Raw genomic sequence first — 15,186 nt, 5'->3', positions numbered from 1 at the left:
AAAATGCGCTTCGTTAAAAGGTCCAGAGGTCTTTCCCTGACGATCGCAGGTGCGACCTTGCTGTCTCTGGCGGTTTGCCCGCTACCAGCTGTTGCCGATGGCACCAACTACAAGGTCGTCACCGGCGACGTCCTAACGATCTCCGTCTATGGCGATGCGGGCCTGACCGGTCTTTTCCCCGTCAGTGCAGATGGCACGATCGGTTATCCGCTGCTTGGCAACGTCAACGTGGTCGATCAGACGGTGAACGAAATCGGCGCGCGGATCAGCCGTGATCTCGCAACCCATGTGGCAAACCGCTCGGTCGCCGTCGCGATCAAGGAATATGCGCCGATCTTCGTTGTCGGCGACGTCCAGAAGCCGGGGAAATATGAATTTCGTCCCGGCATGATCGTGCTTGAACTCTTCGCACTTGGCGGGGGATTGCGGGAGCCCAATACACAGAGGGATACCTCGGGCATGCAGCTGATCGCCGCCCAGCAGGAGTACGAAGACATGACGATGCAGCTCTTGTCGCAGGACATTCGGCGTGTGCGGCTGGAAGCGGAACTGAACGACACCGAATTCGAATATAAGGGCGACGACATCGGGCTTGTCCGCGATCGCGGCGCGCTGGAGAAGATCGTCGCCTCTGAAACAGGTCTGTTTCGCCTTCGCCTGTCGGCGCAGCAGGACGAAAAGACCAATCTCGAAGTCCAGCGACAGAACTTCATTCAGGAAATCGATACGCTTGAGAAAAGCAACGTCATGCGCAGCCAGCAACTCGACTTGCTCGACATGGACGTCAACGCCTCGAAGGAACTTGTCACGCGCGGTGCCGCGTCTGAATCCGCCCTTAGAGAACGCAAGCGCGAGTTGCTGTCCATGAACCAGCAGGTGCTCGAATCGACATCGTTTCTGGCGCGCGCCAAACAAAACAAGAGCGAAGTGGAGCGGCGTATTCTGGAGCTGAAGAGCAAAAGACATAATGACGCGGCGACCGAGTTGCGGGAAACCTCGCTGGACATCATGCGCCTGAAGAAAAAACTGGCCTTCAGCCTTCAGTCCATGGCCGAGATCGGCTCGACGGCGCGGCGGGTTTCCAGCCTTGAGGACATGATCGAAACCAAGTTCGCCATCGTGCGTCAGGTGGCCGGCACGTACCGCGAAATGGCTGCCGACGAGCATACGCAGGTCCGCGCGGGCGACGTCGTCCGCGTTCGCCTGTCGGTATCCGGCAAAGATCCGGTTTCGGCAGCGGTCGTCACGGGAAGCGTCAACTGAAGCATTTCCAGTAAAGTGCATAGCGGTTTCACGCCCGGAAAATGCGTTAAACACGTCCAGCGACGTGGTCTGGAGGCGAGCTGCCCTTCCTTGAGCCGCCTCCCACAGCAGCTACCGCTTTTGGAGAGCTATGGCACGAGGCCGCAATCTGCTATCCCGGATAGTCTCCTCCAACGATCTTCAGGGGAGACAATCAAAAGAGCCTGCCACGTTCCAATCGGCAGGCCCCCACGTCCTCCAGAGAACAGAAACAATCGGCACATGTGCCGGGGAGACGGAGATGGAATCGGCAATCGTTCCGGTGGGTTATCATATGGTCAGGCAGAGTGCCGTCATCATCATGAACGGCGAAAAAGGACTGCAGCCCATCCATGTGACGCAAGAAGCCCTGAACGACATTCAGTCGCCACCGCAATGCGATGCGCAACGACTGGCGCAATTCGTCGAGGTTTTTGCAACGATAGCGGCATCCAAAATCGAGAAAGGGATGTTTGCATTCGACGGCCAGATCTGGATCACGGCGACCGACGTCCGGGCCTGGCTGAAATTGGCGGCGGACAACAGGCCAGCCAACTGACTTTTTCAAAAACTCTAAGGCTTTAATCGTTTTGCCGTTAGCCAAAGCGTGAAAATCCGGTAGCCCTACCGCTTATAGTCAGATTGAACCGAAGCGATAAAAGCGTTTTCTAAAGGTTGCCCGCCGCCCCCTGATACTTTGGCGGGACCCCGGTAACTGGGGTTACCTGGCAACTGGGAGGGCTCGCTCGTTCAACCGGGCGAGCCAATTTTCGTTCTGCACAAACGGTGAGAGCGCCGGCAAAAAATTGCCACGTCAACGGGTTCGAATTGAAATGGGCAAGAGGTCATTGGAACCACAGATCGCTCGCCACTCACCGAGTAACGAACGATCCGTCGGGTCCCCTCGCCGAAATGAAAAAGAATGGGCACGGCTCTCAATGCCCCAAGGTGCCCATGCCCCCGATTTATTGAGCCATAGTCGCCACTTTCCCGCAGTTCGTCAATTCACCGCAGATACGTCATTAGAGGTACCTTGCCGGGATTTTCGGAGAATAAACTCCGGTTCAATAAGGCGTCAGCCTTGCAGCGTTGGAGGACGATTTAACGGTGACGGCCTTAGGCCCCTCGTTTCCCGTTACAAAACCGCTCCATGTAGAGCCGACATTTACCCAGCTGTTCTGCGGATGCATCGTCACGAAACCCGCACTTTGAACAGGCCCTGGCGTTCCTCGGGTAAAATGATTGTCGTAGAGCACCGTGTTGATCCGCCTTGAGCGTTCGGCCGGTCCGGCCTTGAAGCTGCCGTCGTGCGTCCACATGAGTTTGTAGGCATCTACGAAGCCGTAACGGACGTTGGCGAAGGTATTTCCATCGAAGACCGTCCCATTATAGTCGGCGCCGGGATGGTTCCAGGTTTCATATTCGACACCGATATAGGCGATATCCGTGAACCTGTTCCTGCGATAGATGTTCCCCAGACCGCCCCAGATGCCGGCAACCCCGGAATCCGCGAATGTCGTACCGACATAGAGGCCGCTGTTGCTGCGTGTCACACTGTTGTTGGAATATTGCAGGAAATACGGGCTAAGTCCCCGCGTCGAGTCCAGCGCAACCGTCATCATGCCGTGTCGCATCTGAGAGATGCGGTTGCTGTCGACCACCACGTCATAGACGTTGCCGTAGAGAAGAACGCCGGTGGAATCAGAATCATGCTCCGCATAGCTTGCCGTGCCATCGAACACATTATCGTATATCACGGCTCTCGATGCGGTCGCTGCCAGAGCAAAACGGCTCGTTCGATCCGGCACGACATTCCAGGGTTGCTCGAGCAGAACAACAGAACCGTCCGTCGACGCGATGTGACGGTGTTGCCCGGCCCCTCGCCCGCCAACGATGACGAGATCGAAGCCGCCCGGCTTGGCATCCCCCAGATCCGACAGGGACTTGAAGGTAACCGAGTTCGAGGAAGCGCGGACGAAATCGTTTTTAAGCTTGCTCCCGACGATCTCGAAGCAGATCTGTTCGCCCTTGTTGCAATCGACCTTGGTGCAATCATGGGGCGCGGCGTTTCGCGAGATGTTTTTCTCAAAATAGAGGTTTCGCATGCTCCCGAAATGCGCCTGGCCAACAAAAAAACGTCCGATGCCATGACCGTCGTCGCGGCTTTCATCCGCATTTGTCAGCTCGTTGCCCGTCATGGCGAAATCGCGCCCACCCCATAGCGCGACTACGGATTCGCCGTAACCCGTCATCCGAAACCGATTGTTGGAGAAAAACACCTGCCGGCTCGCGCCGTAAAAGGATCCGTTCTCGATCAGCTCGGACGCATGCACAAAAAGACCTACGGTGTCCTGGGCATCGAACGCCGGCACGCCCCAGGCGTCGATACGTACGGAATCCAGCCGTATGTTTTTGGCGTTGCGCAAAGCAAGAAGAGGTTTACCTGCAATGTTGCGGTTGGCATTGAGGGTCAGGTTTCCGAACCGGGTGTCGTCGCCATTAACGACAACCATGCTCTGATCAATCCCGTGGTTCAGCCTGATCTCCGTTTTGTTCACCCCTTCCCCGAACCACGCCACATTGGCGGGCGCAATCAAAGGCTTTGTCACGAGATAAATCCCGGCGGGGAAATACAAAATCGATGGCGCCGTTGCGGCCGCGGCGTCGAGCGCGCGCAAAATGGCTTCGGTGTCGTCGGTCATGCCATCGCCCGTTGCACCGAACTTCCTGGCATCGATGCGCTTTTTATCCTGCGCCGCCCATGGCGATTGCGACAGGACCTCAAGTGTCAGCGGACCGCTCCAGCCGAAGCGGCCGCCATGGGTATTGTGGACCCAAACTTCATAGTTGCCCGGTGGCAGAGCCGGCACCTCGAAATCGACCTTGAAGGGGTTGACGGAGATTGCCGGAACATACGAGCCGGCAACAGCGACCGGCTTGATATAGAGATAGGATTGGCTGGTCCCGTTGGACCGCGAAAGGTTGCGTCCATAGACCGAGACGATCGCTCCCGGCGCTGCGGCATCGGGCCCGATCCACCAGCTTTCCGTGCGATTGATTGCGAAGCTGCGCCCTTGAACAGTGCCACCCTGGGGCCTGATCAGGTAGGTGGACCATGAAGGAAGCGTGTCTGGCAGCAGCAGCGTCGCCGCCGTCGCGTCAGCCGTCAGCGACGCCAACGGCGTCACCACGCCCTCCGCGGCACCGGGGTGTTGCGAAAAGACTTCGAAACCCGTTCGTCCATCGAGATCGACACCGGTCATCGAGACAACCTCGCCAGGGCCCGTCGTTCTCGAAATTTCCGCGATTGCCGGCCCCTTGCCGCCTACCTCTGTCCAAGGTGGATTGAAGGCATCCGCATCATCCGGCAATCGTGGTTCTGGAACAGGTATCGGGAAACCGAACTGCCGTGGATCCGGTTGGCTGCCTTGCTTTTGCTCTTGCTCTAGCCCTCCCCGCACCGCAGGCTGCCCGGCAGACGAGAGACCCGAAAATGCGAGCACAAGGGCGGCAAGCAAAACCGATGATGTCAGGGCATTTGGCGATCTCATCTTGCCGCTTGTCGTAACATATCCGATTGCAGCGACTTCGGTTGTCGCCACCACTCATACAAATCCTGAATTCCGTATCTGAGTTCGACCGTCGAGTTCCAGCCAAGCGCGTTGAGCCGCGAGCAGTCTAGCAGCTTTCTGGGGGCTCCATCCGGTTTGCTGGTGTCAAAAACGATCTGCCCATCGTAGCCGACGATGCCTGCAATCAGGTGGGCGAGATTGCGGATGGATATCTCCCGCCCCGAGCCGATGTTGATCAGCGGAAAATGCGCCGATGATTTCATGAGGAAGCAACAGGCATCCGCCAGATCGTCCACATGGAGAAACTCGCGCAGAGGACTGCCCGTACCCCATAGTACAATCTTGTTCTGGCCGCTGATTTTCGCTTCATGCATTCTCCTGATCATCGCAGGAATGACGTGTGAGCTTTGCGGATCGAAATTGTCGTTCAGCCCGTAAATATTTGTCGGCATGACGGAGACGCAATTCAGGCCGTACTGACTGGAGTAGAATTGAGAAAGCTTGAGCGCCGCGATCTTCGCAATCGCGTAGGCCTCGTTGGTCGGCTCCAAAGGGCCTGTCAAAAGGGAATTTTCCGTGATCGGCTGGGCTGCGAATTTCGGATAGATGCAGCTAGATCCCATCCAGAGAAGCTTTTCAACACCGATATCGGCAGCCGATTTCATGATATTCATCGAAATTAGCGTATTGGTGTAAAGAAAGTCCGCCGGATAGGCCGCATTTGCTGCGATGCCTCCAACCTTGGCGGCAGCGACAAAAATGACCTCAGGTCTTGCCGCCGCCATCCATTGCTCCGTCTCGTACTGTCGGGTCAGATCAAGCTCGCTGCGAGAGACTTTGAGAATTTCGCAATTTTCGCGCTGGAGACGTCGCACGAGTGCCGAGCCGACCATTCCGGTATGGCCGGCAACCCAGACGCGCTTGCCATTCAAGCTGAACGGGATTTCTTGCGATTTATGCGACGAATTCATTTCTTCCCTCTTCCAACATCACGAGGCGAAGATCCGCTTCGACCATTTCCTGAACGAGGTCGCAAAAGGACGTCGAGTGGCTCCAGTTGAGTTTCCTGCGCGCCTTGCTGGGATCGCCGAGAAGAAAATCCACTTCCGCCGGACGAAAATATCTGGGATCGATTTCGATGATCGTATTGCCGGTTTTGGCGTCGTATCCCACTTCGTCACTGCCATCGCCGTTCCACTCGATGGTCTTGCCGACCACGCCGAAAGCAAGCTCAACGAATTCCCGCACCGTATGTGCCTCGCCGGTTGCGAGCACATAGTCCTCGGGTATTTCCTGCTGCACGATGCGCCACATGCCTTCAACATAATCGCGCGCATGCCCCCAGTCCCTCTTTGCGTCGAGATTACCAAGACGCAGCTTGCTCATGAGACCGCGTTCGATGGCGGCAACGCCGCGCGTGATTTTCCGCGTGACGAATGTCTCCCCGCGAATGGGGCTCTCATGGTTGAAGAGAATGCCGTTGGATGCGTGAAAGCCGTAACTTTCCCGGTAATTGACCGTCATCCAGTACGCGTAGAGTTTTGCCGCAGCATAGGGGCTTCTCGGATAGAACGGCGTACCCTCGTGCTGAGCAACGGTGCCCATCCCCCCGAACAGCTCCGATGTGGACGCCTGATAAAACCGGCAACGGTCGCCGAGGTTCAGAATGCGCATGGCTTCCAGTAGCCTCAGCGTGCCAAGCGCATCCGCATTTGCCGTATATTCCGGCGTCTCGAAGCTGACCTGGACATGGCTCTGGGCGCCGAGATTGTAGATCTCGTCGGGCTGGACCTCCTGAATGACCCGGCACAGGTTCGTGGCGTCCGTCAAGTCACCGAAGTGAAGACGAAAGCGAAGGTTTTCCTCGAAGGGATCTTGATAAAGATGATCGATCCGGCCGGTGTTGAATGAGGAGGACCGCCTTTTCAGGCCGTGCACGATATATCCCTTGGCAAGCAGCAATTCACTGAGATAAGCGCCGTCCTGCCCGGTTACGCCGATAATCAAGGCTCTCTTGTCTACCATCCACCACATCTCCCAGCGGTTCCGGCCCCGGATGGCGCCTCCTTGAAAGGTATAACGAGGCCCTGCGCATCGGCAGCATACCAAAAGGGAGAGGACGGCCGGTCAGAACTGGCTGATTCACCGTCCACCACATCGACATCTGCCTTTAAGAGGAAGCAGGGTGGGTATCCCCGCTTCCGACTTAAGCCTTTTGGTCGAGTTGCAGGTCACGCAGGCCGTGCCAGACTTCAAAAATACAACGCCGGGTCGCGCACGATCTTTACGATAACAGGGAGCGCGAGACGACATCATCTACGGTTCATGGAGGCGGATTGGATGGGTACGTTCGCGACGACTTACGAAAAAATGCAGAACTTCAACTGGCTGACGCGCTTTCTGCATGCAGGCCGCTATCGAAAGCTGCTCGAGGTCCTCGAAACAGTGCAGAAGGACGTCGGCAATCGGAAGGTCAGAATACTGGATATCGGCTGCGGCCCCGGAACCGCGGTCGGACACATTCTGGAAAAATTCGACGTTGATTACGTCGGTATCGACTACGATCCAATCTTCATCGAGGCCGCGCGCAATCGCTACAGCAACTACGAAAACTGCCGTTTCATCGTCGGCGACGCCACCGACGAGAGCCTTTACGAAACGATCGAGGCCGACATCGTCATCGCGCTGGAAACGCTTGAACATATCCACCTCAACCGCACTGTCCGTGTCATCGAGCACGTCTGCGCGATCGTTCGTCCCCGCATTTTCCTGGTTACGGTACCCGTCGAAGTCGGGCCAGCCGTATGGATCAAGAACTGGGGTTCGGCCCTCATGGGCTACAACCGCCAATCCGGCAATCTGAAAGAGACTTTTTGGGCAGGCTTATACCGGCTGGACCGGGTGCCCGCGCACCATACGTCACATCAGGGCTTCGACTGGCGGTGTCTGGCGCAGCTTATCCGCGTCAACGCGCCCCTGCGCGAAATCCGCAGCCTGCCGTTTTCTTTTGTTCCACGCTTGCTCAGTCCGAACGTCGCGCTGATCGCCGAGCCGGTAAAATCGAGGATCGATCTCGCAAACGATGACCCCGAAGCATGGAAGATCAACCATGGCCAGACAACCTGGAACCAACAGCATATTGTCGACGGTGCCGTTGCAACCGATGCTGCGCGCCACGCCAAGTCCTCGTCAACATGGTCGATGCGCCTCAAGGGATTGCTGGGAATGGGCCTCGCCGCCATGCCATTTGCCTGGCATCGCTGGTCTTACATTTCCATTTCCCCAGGCGAACTGCATTCATCCCATTTCCTGCTGACGATCGACAAACACTTGCTGCGGCCTCATCAACCGATGGACGGCGACATTATCGTCCTTGCGGGGCAAGCCATTGTTCAACGCATTTCTGAAGCCAGCTATCTGCTGATCTAGGATAAGGACTTGTCAGCCGCAGCGAGCGCAGAGAAGACGAAAGTCGGACATGGATCGTTCCGGGTTGCGGACATCCACAGGGGGCCGACAACTCCCGTCAAACCCGATATCGCAGGGCCTCCAAAACCCTGACGAACGCCGGTGATGCCTGGCGACGGCTGGGGTAATAGAGGTAATATCCGTCCCAGGGCGGGGAATATTTCTGCAGCACGCGAACCAGCCGGCCGTCTGCGACATAAGGAAGGATCATTTCCTCCGGGATGTAGGCAAGCCCGAAGCCGTCAAGCGCGGCTTCCAGCGAATTGAAACTGTTGTTGAAGGCGAGCTGGCCATCGACCTTGATCTTGATCTCGCGGCCCTTGTCCTCGAACTCCCATACATAAAGGCCGCCGGCACTCGGCAGCCGGAAGTTGATGCAATCATGGCCGACGAGGTCCTTGGGATGCCTCGGGTGTGGTCGGTTTTTGAAGTAGGCGGGCGATCCGACGACAGCGAGACAAAAGTCGGGACCGATCCTTGCGGAGATCATGTCTTTCGCGAGATGTTCACCCATACGCACCCCCGCATCATAACGCTCCGTCACGATGTCGGTCAGTCCGTTGTCGAGGATCAGCTCGACCTTGATGTCGGGATATTGAGGCAAAAATTTCCTCAGTTTGGGCCAGAGGACATAGGTGATCGCGTACTCGGCGGCGACGATACGGATCGTTCCCGCCGGCTTTTCCCTCAGTTCGTTCAACGCATCGACATGCGCTTCGATCTCGTCGAAATGTGGACCGATCCCGTTTAGCAGCCGCTCGCCCGCCTCCGTCGGCGAAACCGCTCTGGTCGTCCGCATCAGGAGACGCACGCCCAACCTGGCTTCAAGCTGGCGAAGTGTGTGGCTCAATGCTGACTGCGATACGCCCAGCTTCGCCGCCGCCCGGGTAAAGCTCTGTTCTCGGGCAACAGCAATGAAAGCTGCAAGATCGTTGACGGTATCGCGTGCCATTCATGAGCCTCCTGCATCCAGACCTGTTGATTATGGCATAATGCTCATGCCGCACTAACAGAAAAAGAGCCCGCTTTGGGCGGGCTCCTGAGCTGTTACGTCACTGCCGGACGTATCAAGCCGACAGGTGCTGCTCAAAGAAGCTGGCGAGCTTGGTGAAGGGGATCACATCCATCTTGTCGTAGAGGTCCGTGTGGCTTGCGCCGGGAATGACATGGAGTTCCTTCGGTTCGGCCGCCGCCGCATACGCGGTCTCTGCGAAATAGAGAGAATGGGCCTTCTCGCCATGAATGAATAGAACCGGGCGCGGCGAAATTTCCGCGATGTAGCTCAGGATCGGCATGTTCATGAACGAAATTGGCGTTGTTTGCGACCAGGCGTTCCGGGAGTTGACCGCCCGCTTATGATAACCGCGTGGTGTCGAGTAGTAGTCGTGATAATCGACCATGAACTGCGGCGCGTCTGGTCCGACTTCCGCGTTGTAGGCCGCCTGATAGGCAGGTGTACCCTTTTCCGCGTCGACCCACCGCTGGCGGCTCAACTGTTCCAGGGTCGCCGTGCGCTGCTCCAGCGTGACGCTGTCGTTGTAGCCCTTGGACATGACGCGGGTCATATCGTACATGGTGCTGGCAACCACGGCCTTCACACGCTTGTCCGAGGCGACGGCATTGAGAGCCATGCCACCCCAGCCGCAGACACCGATGACGCCGATCCGTTCGCGATCGACTTCGGGACGCAGGCCGATGTAGTCCACAGCCGCGCTGAAATCCTCGGTGTTGATGTCGGGAGACGCGATATTGCGCGGTTCGCCGCCGCTCTCACCTGTATAGGAAGGATCGAATGCCAGAGTGACGAAACCGCGTTCGGCCATCGTCTGTGCGTAAAGGCCGGACGATTGTTCCTTGACCGCGCCAAACGGTCCGCTCACCACGATTGCGGGGTTTCCGACGCTGTTGCGGGTTTTGGGCATGTAGAGGTCGGCCGCCAGGATGATACCATAACGGTTTTTGAACGAGACCTTCTGGTGATCGACCTTCTCGCTCTTCGGAAAAACCTTGTCCCAGTCCTGCGTCATCTTCAATGTTTGCGCCTCTGCCTTCGATACCGCCATCACTGACCCCGCGCCAATCGCGGCGATGCCGACACCCGTAATCTTGAGAAGGCCACGACGGCCCATGTCCAGGCCCGCTCCCGTAAAAGCGTTTTCGTTCTGATTGCTCACTTCACTCTCCATTGTCGTTGCCGTGACGAGCGGCCGGGAAGCTGCTTTGAGGGGTGATGCAGCAGCGTCGTTCAAAAGATAGATCGGAGATTGTCGCGAGATTAGACCGCGGCGAAGGCATGCCGTCATGAGCGATATTCATGAATGAACCGAGCCCTTGCATCGACGTGGATAATACGCAAGCAGGCCGGGCGCGGCTAAACAAGACCCTTTGATGAGCATCGTTCATGACTGCATCCCGTGACAGGCGGCTTATTGCAAGATGCTTCATGACTTATGTTCACCTCGCTGCCTCCCATCAGCAGCGGAAGACCGTTGAAGAAATAGCCAAGAAAAGCTGCCGTACCATGTCCATAGAAACTACAGTTTCCACAGGGGAAGCCAGATCCCGATCCGCAAATTGGGGCGGTGTGTTGGCGATGACGCTCTGCGTTTTCGCCCTGATCTCGTCTGAATTTATGCCTCTCAGCCTGCTGACGCCGATCGCGGATGAACTGCGCATCAGCGAAGGATCGGCCGGACATTCGATCGCGATCTCCGGCGCTTTCGCCGTCGTCACGAGCCTCTTTGTCTCGTATCTCGCGGGAGAGTGGGACCGTAAGCTGCTGCTGCTTGCTCTGACGGCACTGATGGCCCTTTCTGGCGTGACCGTGGCGATCGCACCGAACTATGAAATATTCATGGTCGGGCGCGCGCTCATCGGGATAGTGATCGGTGGGTTCTGGTCCATATCGGTAGCGACCGCCATGCGTCTTGTACCGGAGCATCTCGTTCCCCGAGCGCTTGCAATCTTTAACAGCGGTAATGCGCTGGCAACTGTCGTTGCTCCTCCGCTCGGCGCGTTTCTCGGATCGATCATCGGTTGGCGAGGTGCCTTCTTCACTGTCGTCCCCGTCGCGGCGATCGCATTCCTGTGGCAGCTGGCAAGCCTCCCTTCCATGAAACCCCTCGCCGGGAAAACGTCAAAGAATGCATTCAGGCTACTGAACCGTCCCTTGATCGCTATCGGCATGGCATCGGTCTCGGTCTTCTTCATGGGCCAGTTCACGCTGTTCACCTATGTCCGCCCGTTTCTCGAAACTGTGACACGAGTAGATATCTCGATACTCACCTTCATTCTTCTGGGCATCGGCGTTGCCGGCATCGTTGGCACCAGCCTTATCGGTTACTTTCTCGCCAACCGCCTGTATCGCGTTCTGATCGTCATCCCGGCTCTGATGGCGGTGACGGCCGTGATGCTTGTTGCCTTCGGCAACAGTCTCCCTGTCGCGGCGATAGCGCTTGCGGTCTGGGGAATGATTGCCACTGCAGCGCCAGTGGGTTGGTGGGCGTGGCTCGCCCGCTCACTGCCGCAGGATGCGGAAGCCGGAGGTGGTCTCATGGTTGCGGTCATCCAGCTTGCGATATCAGCCGGTGCGATAGTGGGCGGATTTCTTTACGACGCATCCGGCTACCGCATGACTTTCCTGGCAAGCGCAGGTTTGCTCGTGGCCGCGTCAGCGCTGGCATTCAAATCATCGAGAATATCCTCGTAAAGCAGTTCGGCATGGGAGCATTCCAATGATCGACCGGCGTCTATTTCTTGGGCTGGCTACCGCGGCCACAGCTTTACCGTCCGCATTGTTCGGTCAGGTAACAAAAACGGAGGTATCCTTGATGAGTTTCCGAATGGCCTTTGGTGGTCACAGCATGACCGCGACCTTGTTTGACAACCCGTCGGCACGCGAGCTCATGAAAATGCTGCCGCTCGATCTCACGATCGAAGACTATTCGACCAACGAGAAAATCGCATATCTTCCTCGAAAGTTGACGCAGGTGACTGACACGCCTTTCGATAACGCACGTCCCGGCGACATCGCTTATTACGCGCCATGGGGTAATCTGGTCTTCTATTACGACAGCTACCGATACTCGAAAGGGCTGATCCGCCTCGGACGTTTCGATGACGGCTTCGAGCCACTTTTCACCCGAGGCGAATTCTTTCTGCGCATAGAGCGCGCCTGACACGCGCCTGCCAACGGTAAATGCCACTAACGTCGGGAAAGCACGCGGGCCATGGCATGATGGGGTGCGGGCTTATCGCTATCCGGTCCGCTTTCCCTTTCGAGACGTGCACGAATCTTTTCGATTTCCTCTTCCGTGAGGTGCTCGATCCCAATGAAGTCACCGCGCGCCTGCTCCACCGCCCGCAGCAGCTCGTCCAGTTTTGCTTCCATCGCTGCGGAATCCCTGTTCTGTGAATTCTGCACGAGGAAAATCATCAGGAAGGTGACAATGGTCGTACCCGTATTGATGACCAGTTGCCAGACCTCCGAAAACCCAAACAGCGGTCCGCTTATCCCCCAGACGAGCACGGTTCCGAGAGCCACCATGAAAGCCGTTGGAGAGCCGGAAAATGAAGCTATAGCGCTTGCGAAGCGAGTGAAGAATTTATTCACAACACGCTGCCCCTTGTTGCCGTTTTAGGGATGCCAACCAACAAACAAAATGCACGATTGTTCCGGGGTGCCGTGACAGCAGAAGTTCCGATTTGCACTTAGATCCGCGGCAAGCCCTCATTGTGTTCGTTCTCGCCAAGGTGGTCGGTGAATTCTCCCCAACGACAATGAGGCGGCCACCAACTCTCCTACCCCGGCATTCAAGCAGGTCAGCACAAGCGTCGGTGCCATCACCTCCGCTTGACTATTCTCCGAAGCATGGAGCCTCTCGCCTTGCGAGGAATGAGGTCGATATCGCTGACAAGCTTTGCGCCCCCCTCCCGCCGTTCCAATGTGATCTTCCGGCTATGAAACGCTTCCAGTTCGGCACGATGCGCTACGCTTACGATCGTCGCATCGGGTAGCTCATCAATTACCGTCTGCATCATCTTGTCCTGACTTTTCTCGTCCAGAGCCGCCGTCGCCTCGTCCATGACGATGATGTCGGGGGCGTTCAGCAAAAGGCGTGCGAAGGTCAGCCGTTGTTTTTCGCCACCTGATAACGTCTGGTCCCACGGCGCCTCGTCTTCAATCTTGTCCTTGAGTTGACCCAGACCGACCTTGTCGAGAGCGGCCCCGATCTCTTCCGGCGTCCAGCTCTCGGCCGGTTGCGGATAGCAGACCGCCCGACGTAGCGTGCCGGCCGGAATATATGGCCGCTGCGGCAGCATGAACAATCGGCTGCCGGCGCGAAAATTGACGCTGCCTCCACCCCATGGCCAGAGACCGGAAATGGCCCGAACCAGTGTGCTTTTGCCCGAGCCCGATTCCCCCGCGACAAGCACTCTCTCACCCGCGCCGATCTCGACATCCGTCTCCTTGACGACGGCCGTTCCGTCACCGAGAGAAACGGACACATCCTTGAGGCTGAGTATTGTCTCGCCTTCCGTTTCGCCTCGCACGATCCGACCGAGCGTGTCGCTCTTTTCAGCGCGCTCCAGGCCATCGAGCGACATCATCAGGGAGGCCACACGTCGCGCGCAGGCATTCCAGTCGGCCAGACGGGGATAGTTGTCGACCAGCCATCCAAATGCGGATTGGACAATGGTGAAAGCGGAAGCAGCCTGCATTACCTCGCCAAGAGACATGCTCCCATCGAGAAACTTCGGCGCGCACAGCAGAACCGGTACGACGGGGGCAATCAACATCGATCCATTCGATACGACCGTGGTGCGCATGTATTGCTGCGCCATGAGACGCCACTGCCGCCGGACATTGCCGAAGCGCTTGTCCAGATCGCTGCGCTCCTCGTCTTCGCCGCCAAGCAGGGCGATGCTCTCACCATTCTCCCTGACGCGCGTAAGCGTGTAGCGAAACTCCGCTTCAACCTGGTTCTTGACTTCGGAAACCTTGACGAAGTTCCGGGCAATGAAGGCGATGGAACTGGATGTGATGATTGCGTAGATAACAGCCGCAATCACGAGAAAGCCGGGGATCGTGATCCAGACACCCGCGATGGAGACCGTGAGAGCGCCACCAATCGTCCACAAGACAACGATAAAGGTAGAGGCAGACACGAATGCAGCGATGACACCTGAAACAAAATCCACGGGCGCCTCGGTGGCAATACGCATATCCTCCGAGAGCCTTGCCTCGGGGTTTTGATGGTCACCATCGATCAAATTGAGCTGATAATAGCGGCCATTCGCAATCCATCTTCCAACGAGCGACTTTGTCAGCCAGGAACGCCAGCGCCGCTGAATGCGCATCCTGACATAGACCTGCGAGGTCACGATAAAGACACTTCCCAGGACGAGCAGCGGAAAGACGGATCCGAGAAAATAGACCGTCGAGGCGTCGCGTTTCTCAATGGCGTCAAAAATCCCGCGATTCCAGACGTTGATGCCATACTGGAAGCCGACATTTATGCCGATCATAGCCAGAAGCCCGAGCGAAAACAGCCAGGCCAGCCGATCGCCGCGACGGCTCCAGAAACCTCGCGCGCTGATCCAGAAACGCTTCAGCAGATATTTCCTGCGAGCCTCCTCGGCGTCCTCCGGCGTCAAACCCAAAGCAGGTTCCATCTCCTCTGGCGGGAGCGGATCATCGTTTTCATGGGCATCGTTTTCGGATGCGGTTTGGGTGCCAGTCTCGTCGGCACCAACGACCGGCTTCGGTCCTGCGTCATTATCGATCATGGGCGCTAAACGAACGATGCGTCGAAAGGTTTCACGGCTTTGTGATGCGTCGTGAAATATAATTCCGTTGCTGCGC

The 15,186-nt window shown here is 57.2% G+C and carries 12 protein-coding genes; 5 read left to right on the top strand and 7 right to left on the bottom strand.

What is annotated here, in order from left to right:
* Nucleotides 1-3: 3 nt before the first annotated feature.
* A complete protein-coding gene (locus tag QE432_RS08790) occupies nt 4-1,263 on the top strand; it encodes a polysaccharide biosynthesis/export family protein (protein WP_306623804.1) in 1,260 nt (419 codons plus the stop codon).
* 280 nt (nt 1,264-1,543) lie between these two features.
* Nucleotides 1,544-1,840 (top strand): hypothetical protein, encoded by a 297-nt coding sequence (locus QE432_RS08785; protein ID WP_013761300.1) that lies wholly within the window; start codon nt 1,544-1,546, stop codon nt 1,838-1,840.
* A gap of 505 nt (nt 1,841-2,345) precedes the next feature.
* Here the strand turns inward: QE432_RS08785 and QE432_RS08780 are convergent.
* From QE432_RS08780 to gmd, 3 genes are all read right to left on the bottom strand, one after another.
* Nucleotides 2,346-4,544 (bottom strand): glycoside hydrolase family 28 protein, encoded by a 2,199-nt coding sequence (locus QE432_RS08780; protein WP_306623801.1) that lies wholly within the window; start codon nt 4,542-4,544, stop codon nt 2,346-2,348.
* Nucleotides 4,545-4,828: 284 nt separating this feature from the next.
* Nucleotides 4,829-5,824: a GDP-L-fucose synthase family protein gene (locus QE432_RS08775; protein ID WP_019566378.1), complete on the bottom strand. Its 996-nt coding sequence runs from the start codon at nt 5,822-5,824 to the stop codon at nt 4,829-4,831.
* Nucleotides 5,808-6,878, bottom strand: coding sequence for a GDP-mannose 4,6-dehydratase (gmd, locus tag QE432_RS08770; protein WP_019566379.1), 1,071 nt, complete (start codon nt 6,876-6,878; stop codon nt 5,808-5,810). The genes QE432_RS08775 and gmd overlap by 17 nt, the downstream gene beginning before the upstream one ends.
* Nucleotides 6,879-6,920: 42 nt before the next feature.
* On the opposite strand from gmd, the gene QE432_RS08765 reads away from it, so the two are divergent.
* The gene (locus QE432_RS08765; protein WP_306623799.1) at nt 6,921-8,282 is read left to right on the top strand and encodes a class I SAM-dependent methyltransferase; all 1,362 of its coding nucleotides are present in this window, start codon (nt 6,921-6,923) and stop codon (nt 8,280-8,282) included.
* A 97-nt stretch (nt 8,283-8,379) separates the two neighbouring features.
* On the opposite strand, the gene QE432_RS08760 is transcribed toward QE432_RS08765, so the two are convergent.
* Both QE432_RS08760 and QE432_RS08755 read right to left on the bottom strand, forming a co-directional pair.
* Nucleotides 8,380-9,273 (bottom strand): LysR family transcriptional regulator, encoded by an 894-nt coding sequence (locus QE432_RS08760; RefSeq protein WP_013761305.1) that lies wholly within the window; start codon nt 9,271-9,273, stop codon nt 8,380-8,382.
* Nucleotides 9,274-9,388: 115 nt separating this feature from the next.
* Complete coding sequence (locus QE432_RS08755; RefSeq protein ID WP_306623951.1) at nt 9,389-10,450, bottom strand: alpha/beta hydrolase; 1,062 nt, start codon at nt 10,448-10,450, stop codon at nt 9,389-9,391.
* A gap of 464 nt (nt 10,451-10,914) precedes the next feature.
* Between QE432_RS08755 and QE432_RS08750 the strand changes: the two genes are divergently transcribed.
* Nucleotides 10,915-12,030: an MFS transporter gene (locus QE432_RS08750; protein WP_306623796.1), complete on the top strand. Its 1,116-nt coding sequence runs from the start codon at nt 10,915-10,917 to the stop codon at nt 12,028-12,030.
* Between the two features lie 25 nt (nt 12,031-12,055).
* A complete protein-coding gene (locus QE432_RS08745) occupies nt 12,056-12,499 on the top strand; it encodes a cyclophilin-like fold protein (protein ID WP_113556236.1) in 444 nt (147 codons plus the stop codon).
* A 26-nt stretch (nt 12,500-12,525) separates the two neighbouring features.
* Here the strand turns inward: QE432_RS08745 and QE432_RS08740 are convergent, their stop codons facing one another.
* Together QE432_RS08740 and QE432_RS08735 are read right to left on the bottom strand one after the other, a co-directional pair.
* The gene (locus QE432_RS08740; protein WP_306623794.1) at nt 12,526-12,933 is read right to left on the bottom strand and encodes a low affinity iron permease family protein; all 408 of its coding nucleotides are present in this window, start codon (nt 12,931-12,933) and stop codon (nt 12,526-12,528) included.
* A gap of 230 nt (nt 12,934-13,163) precedes the next feature.
* Nucleotides 13,164-15,110 carry an ABC transporter ATP-binding protein/permease gene (locus QE432_RS08735; RefSeq protein WP_306623792.1) on the bottom strand — a complete coding sequence of 649 codons (1,947 nt, stop codon included), beginning with the start codon at nt 15,108-15,110 and terminating at the stop codon, nt 13,164-13,166.
* Nucleotides 15,111-15,186: the final 76 nt, after the last annotated feature.

Source organism: Agrobacterium sp. SORGH_AS_0745 (assembly GCF_030818995.1).
GTDB lineage: Bacteria > Pseudomonadota > Alphaproteobacteria > Rhizobiales > Rhizobiaceae > Agrobacterium > Agrobacterium tumefaciens.
This window is presented reverse-complemented; position numbering and strand designations above follow the sequence as displayed.

Coding starts and splice junctions, on each gene's coding strand:
- QE432_RS08755 (WP_306623951.1), bottom strand. CDS start 10,450: ATGGGCCGTCGTGGCCTTCTCAAGATTACGGGTGTCGGCATCGCCGCG.
- QE432_RS08760 (WP_013761305.1), bottom strand. CDS start 9,273: ATGGCACGCGATACCGTCAACGATCTTGCAGCTTTCATTGCTGTTGCC.
- QE432_RS08745 (WP_113556236.1), top strand. CDS start 12,056: ATGATCGACCGGCGTCTATTTCTTGGGCTGGCTACCGCGGCCACAGCT.
- QE432_RS08775 (WP_019566378.1), bottom strand. CDS start 5,824: ATGAATTCGTCGCATAAATCGCAAGAAATCCCGTTCAGCTTGAATGGC.
- QE432_RS08785 (WP_013761300.1), top strand. CDS start 1,544: ATGGAATCGGCAATCGTTCCGGTGGGTTATCATATGGTCAGGCAGAGT.
- QE432_RS08750 (WP_306623796.1), top strand. CDS start 10,915: ATGACGCTCTGCGTTTTCGCCCTGATCTCGTCTGAATTTATGCCTCTC.
- QE432_RS08790 (WP_306623804.1), top strand. CDS start 4: ATGCGCTTCGTTAAAAGGTCCAGAGGTCTTTCCCTGACGATCGCAGGT.
- QE432_RS08780 (WP_306623801.1), bottom strand. CDS start 4,544: ATGACCGGTGTCGATCTCGATGGACGAACGGGTTTCGAAGTCTTTTCG.
- QE432_RS08735 (WP_306623792.1), bottom strand. CDS start 15,110: ATGATCGATAATGACGCAGGACCGAAGCCGGTCGTTGGTGCCGACGAG.
- gmd (WP_019566379.1), bottom strand. CDS start 6,878: ATGGTAGACAAGAGAGCCTTGATTATCGGCGTAACCGGGCAGGACGGC.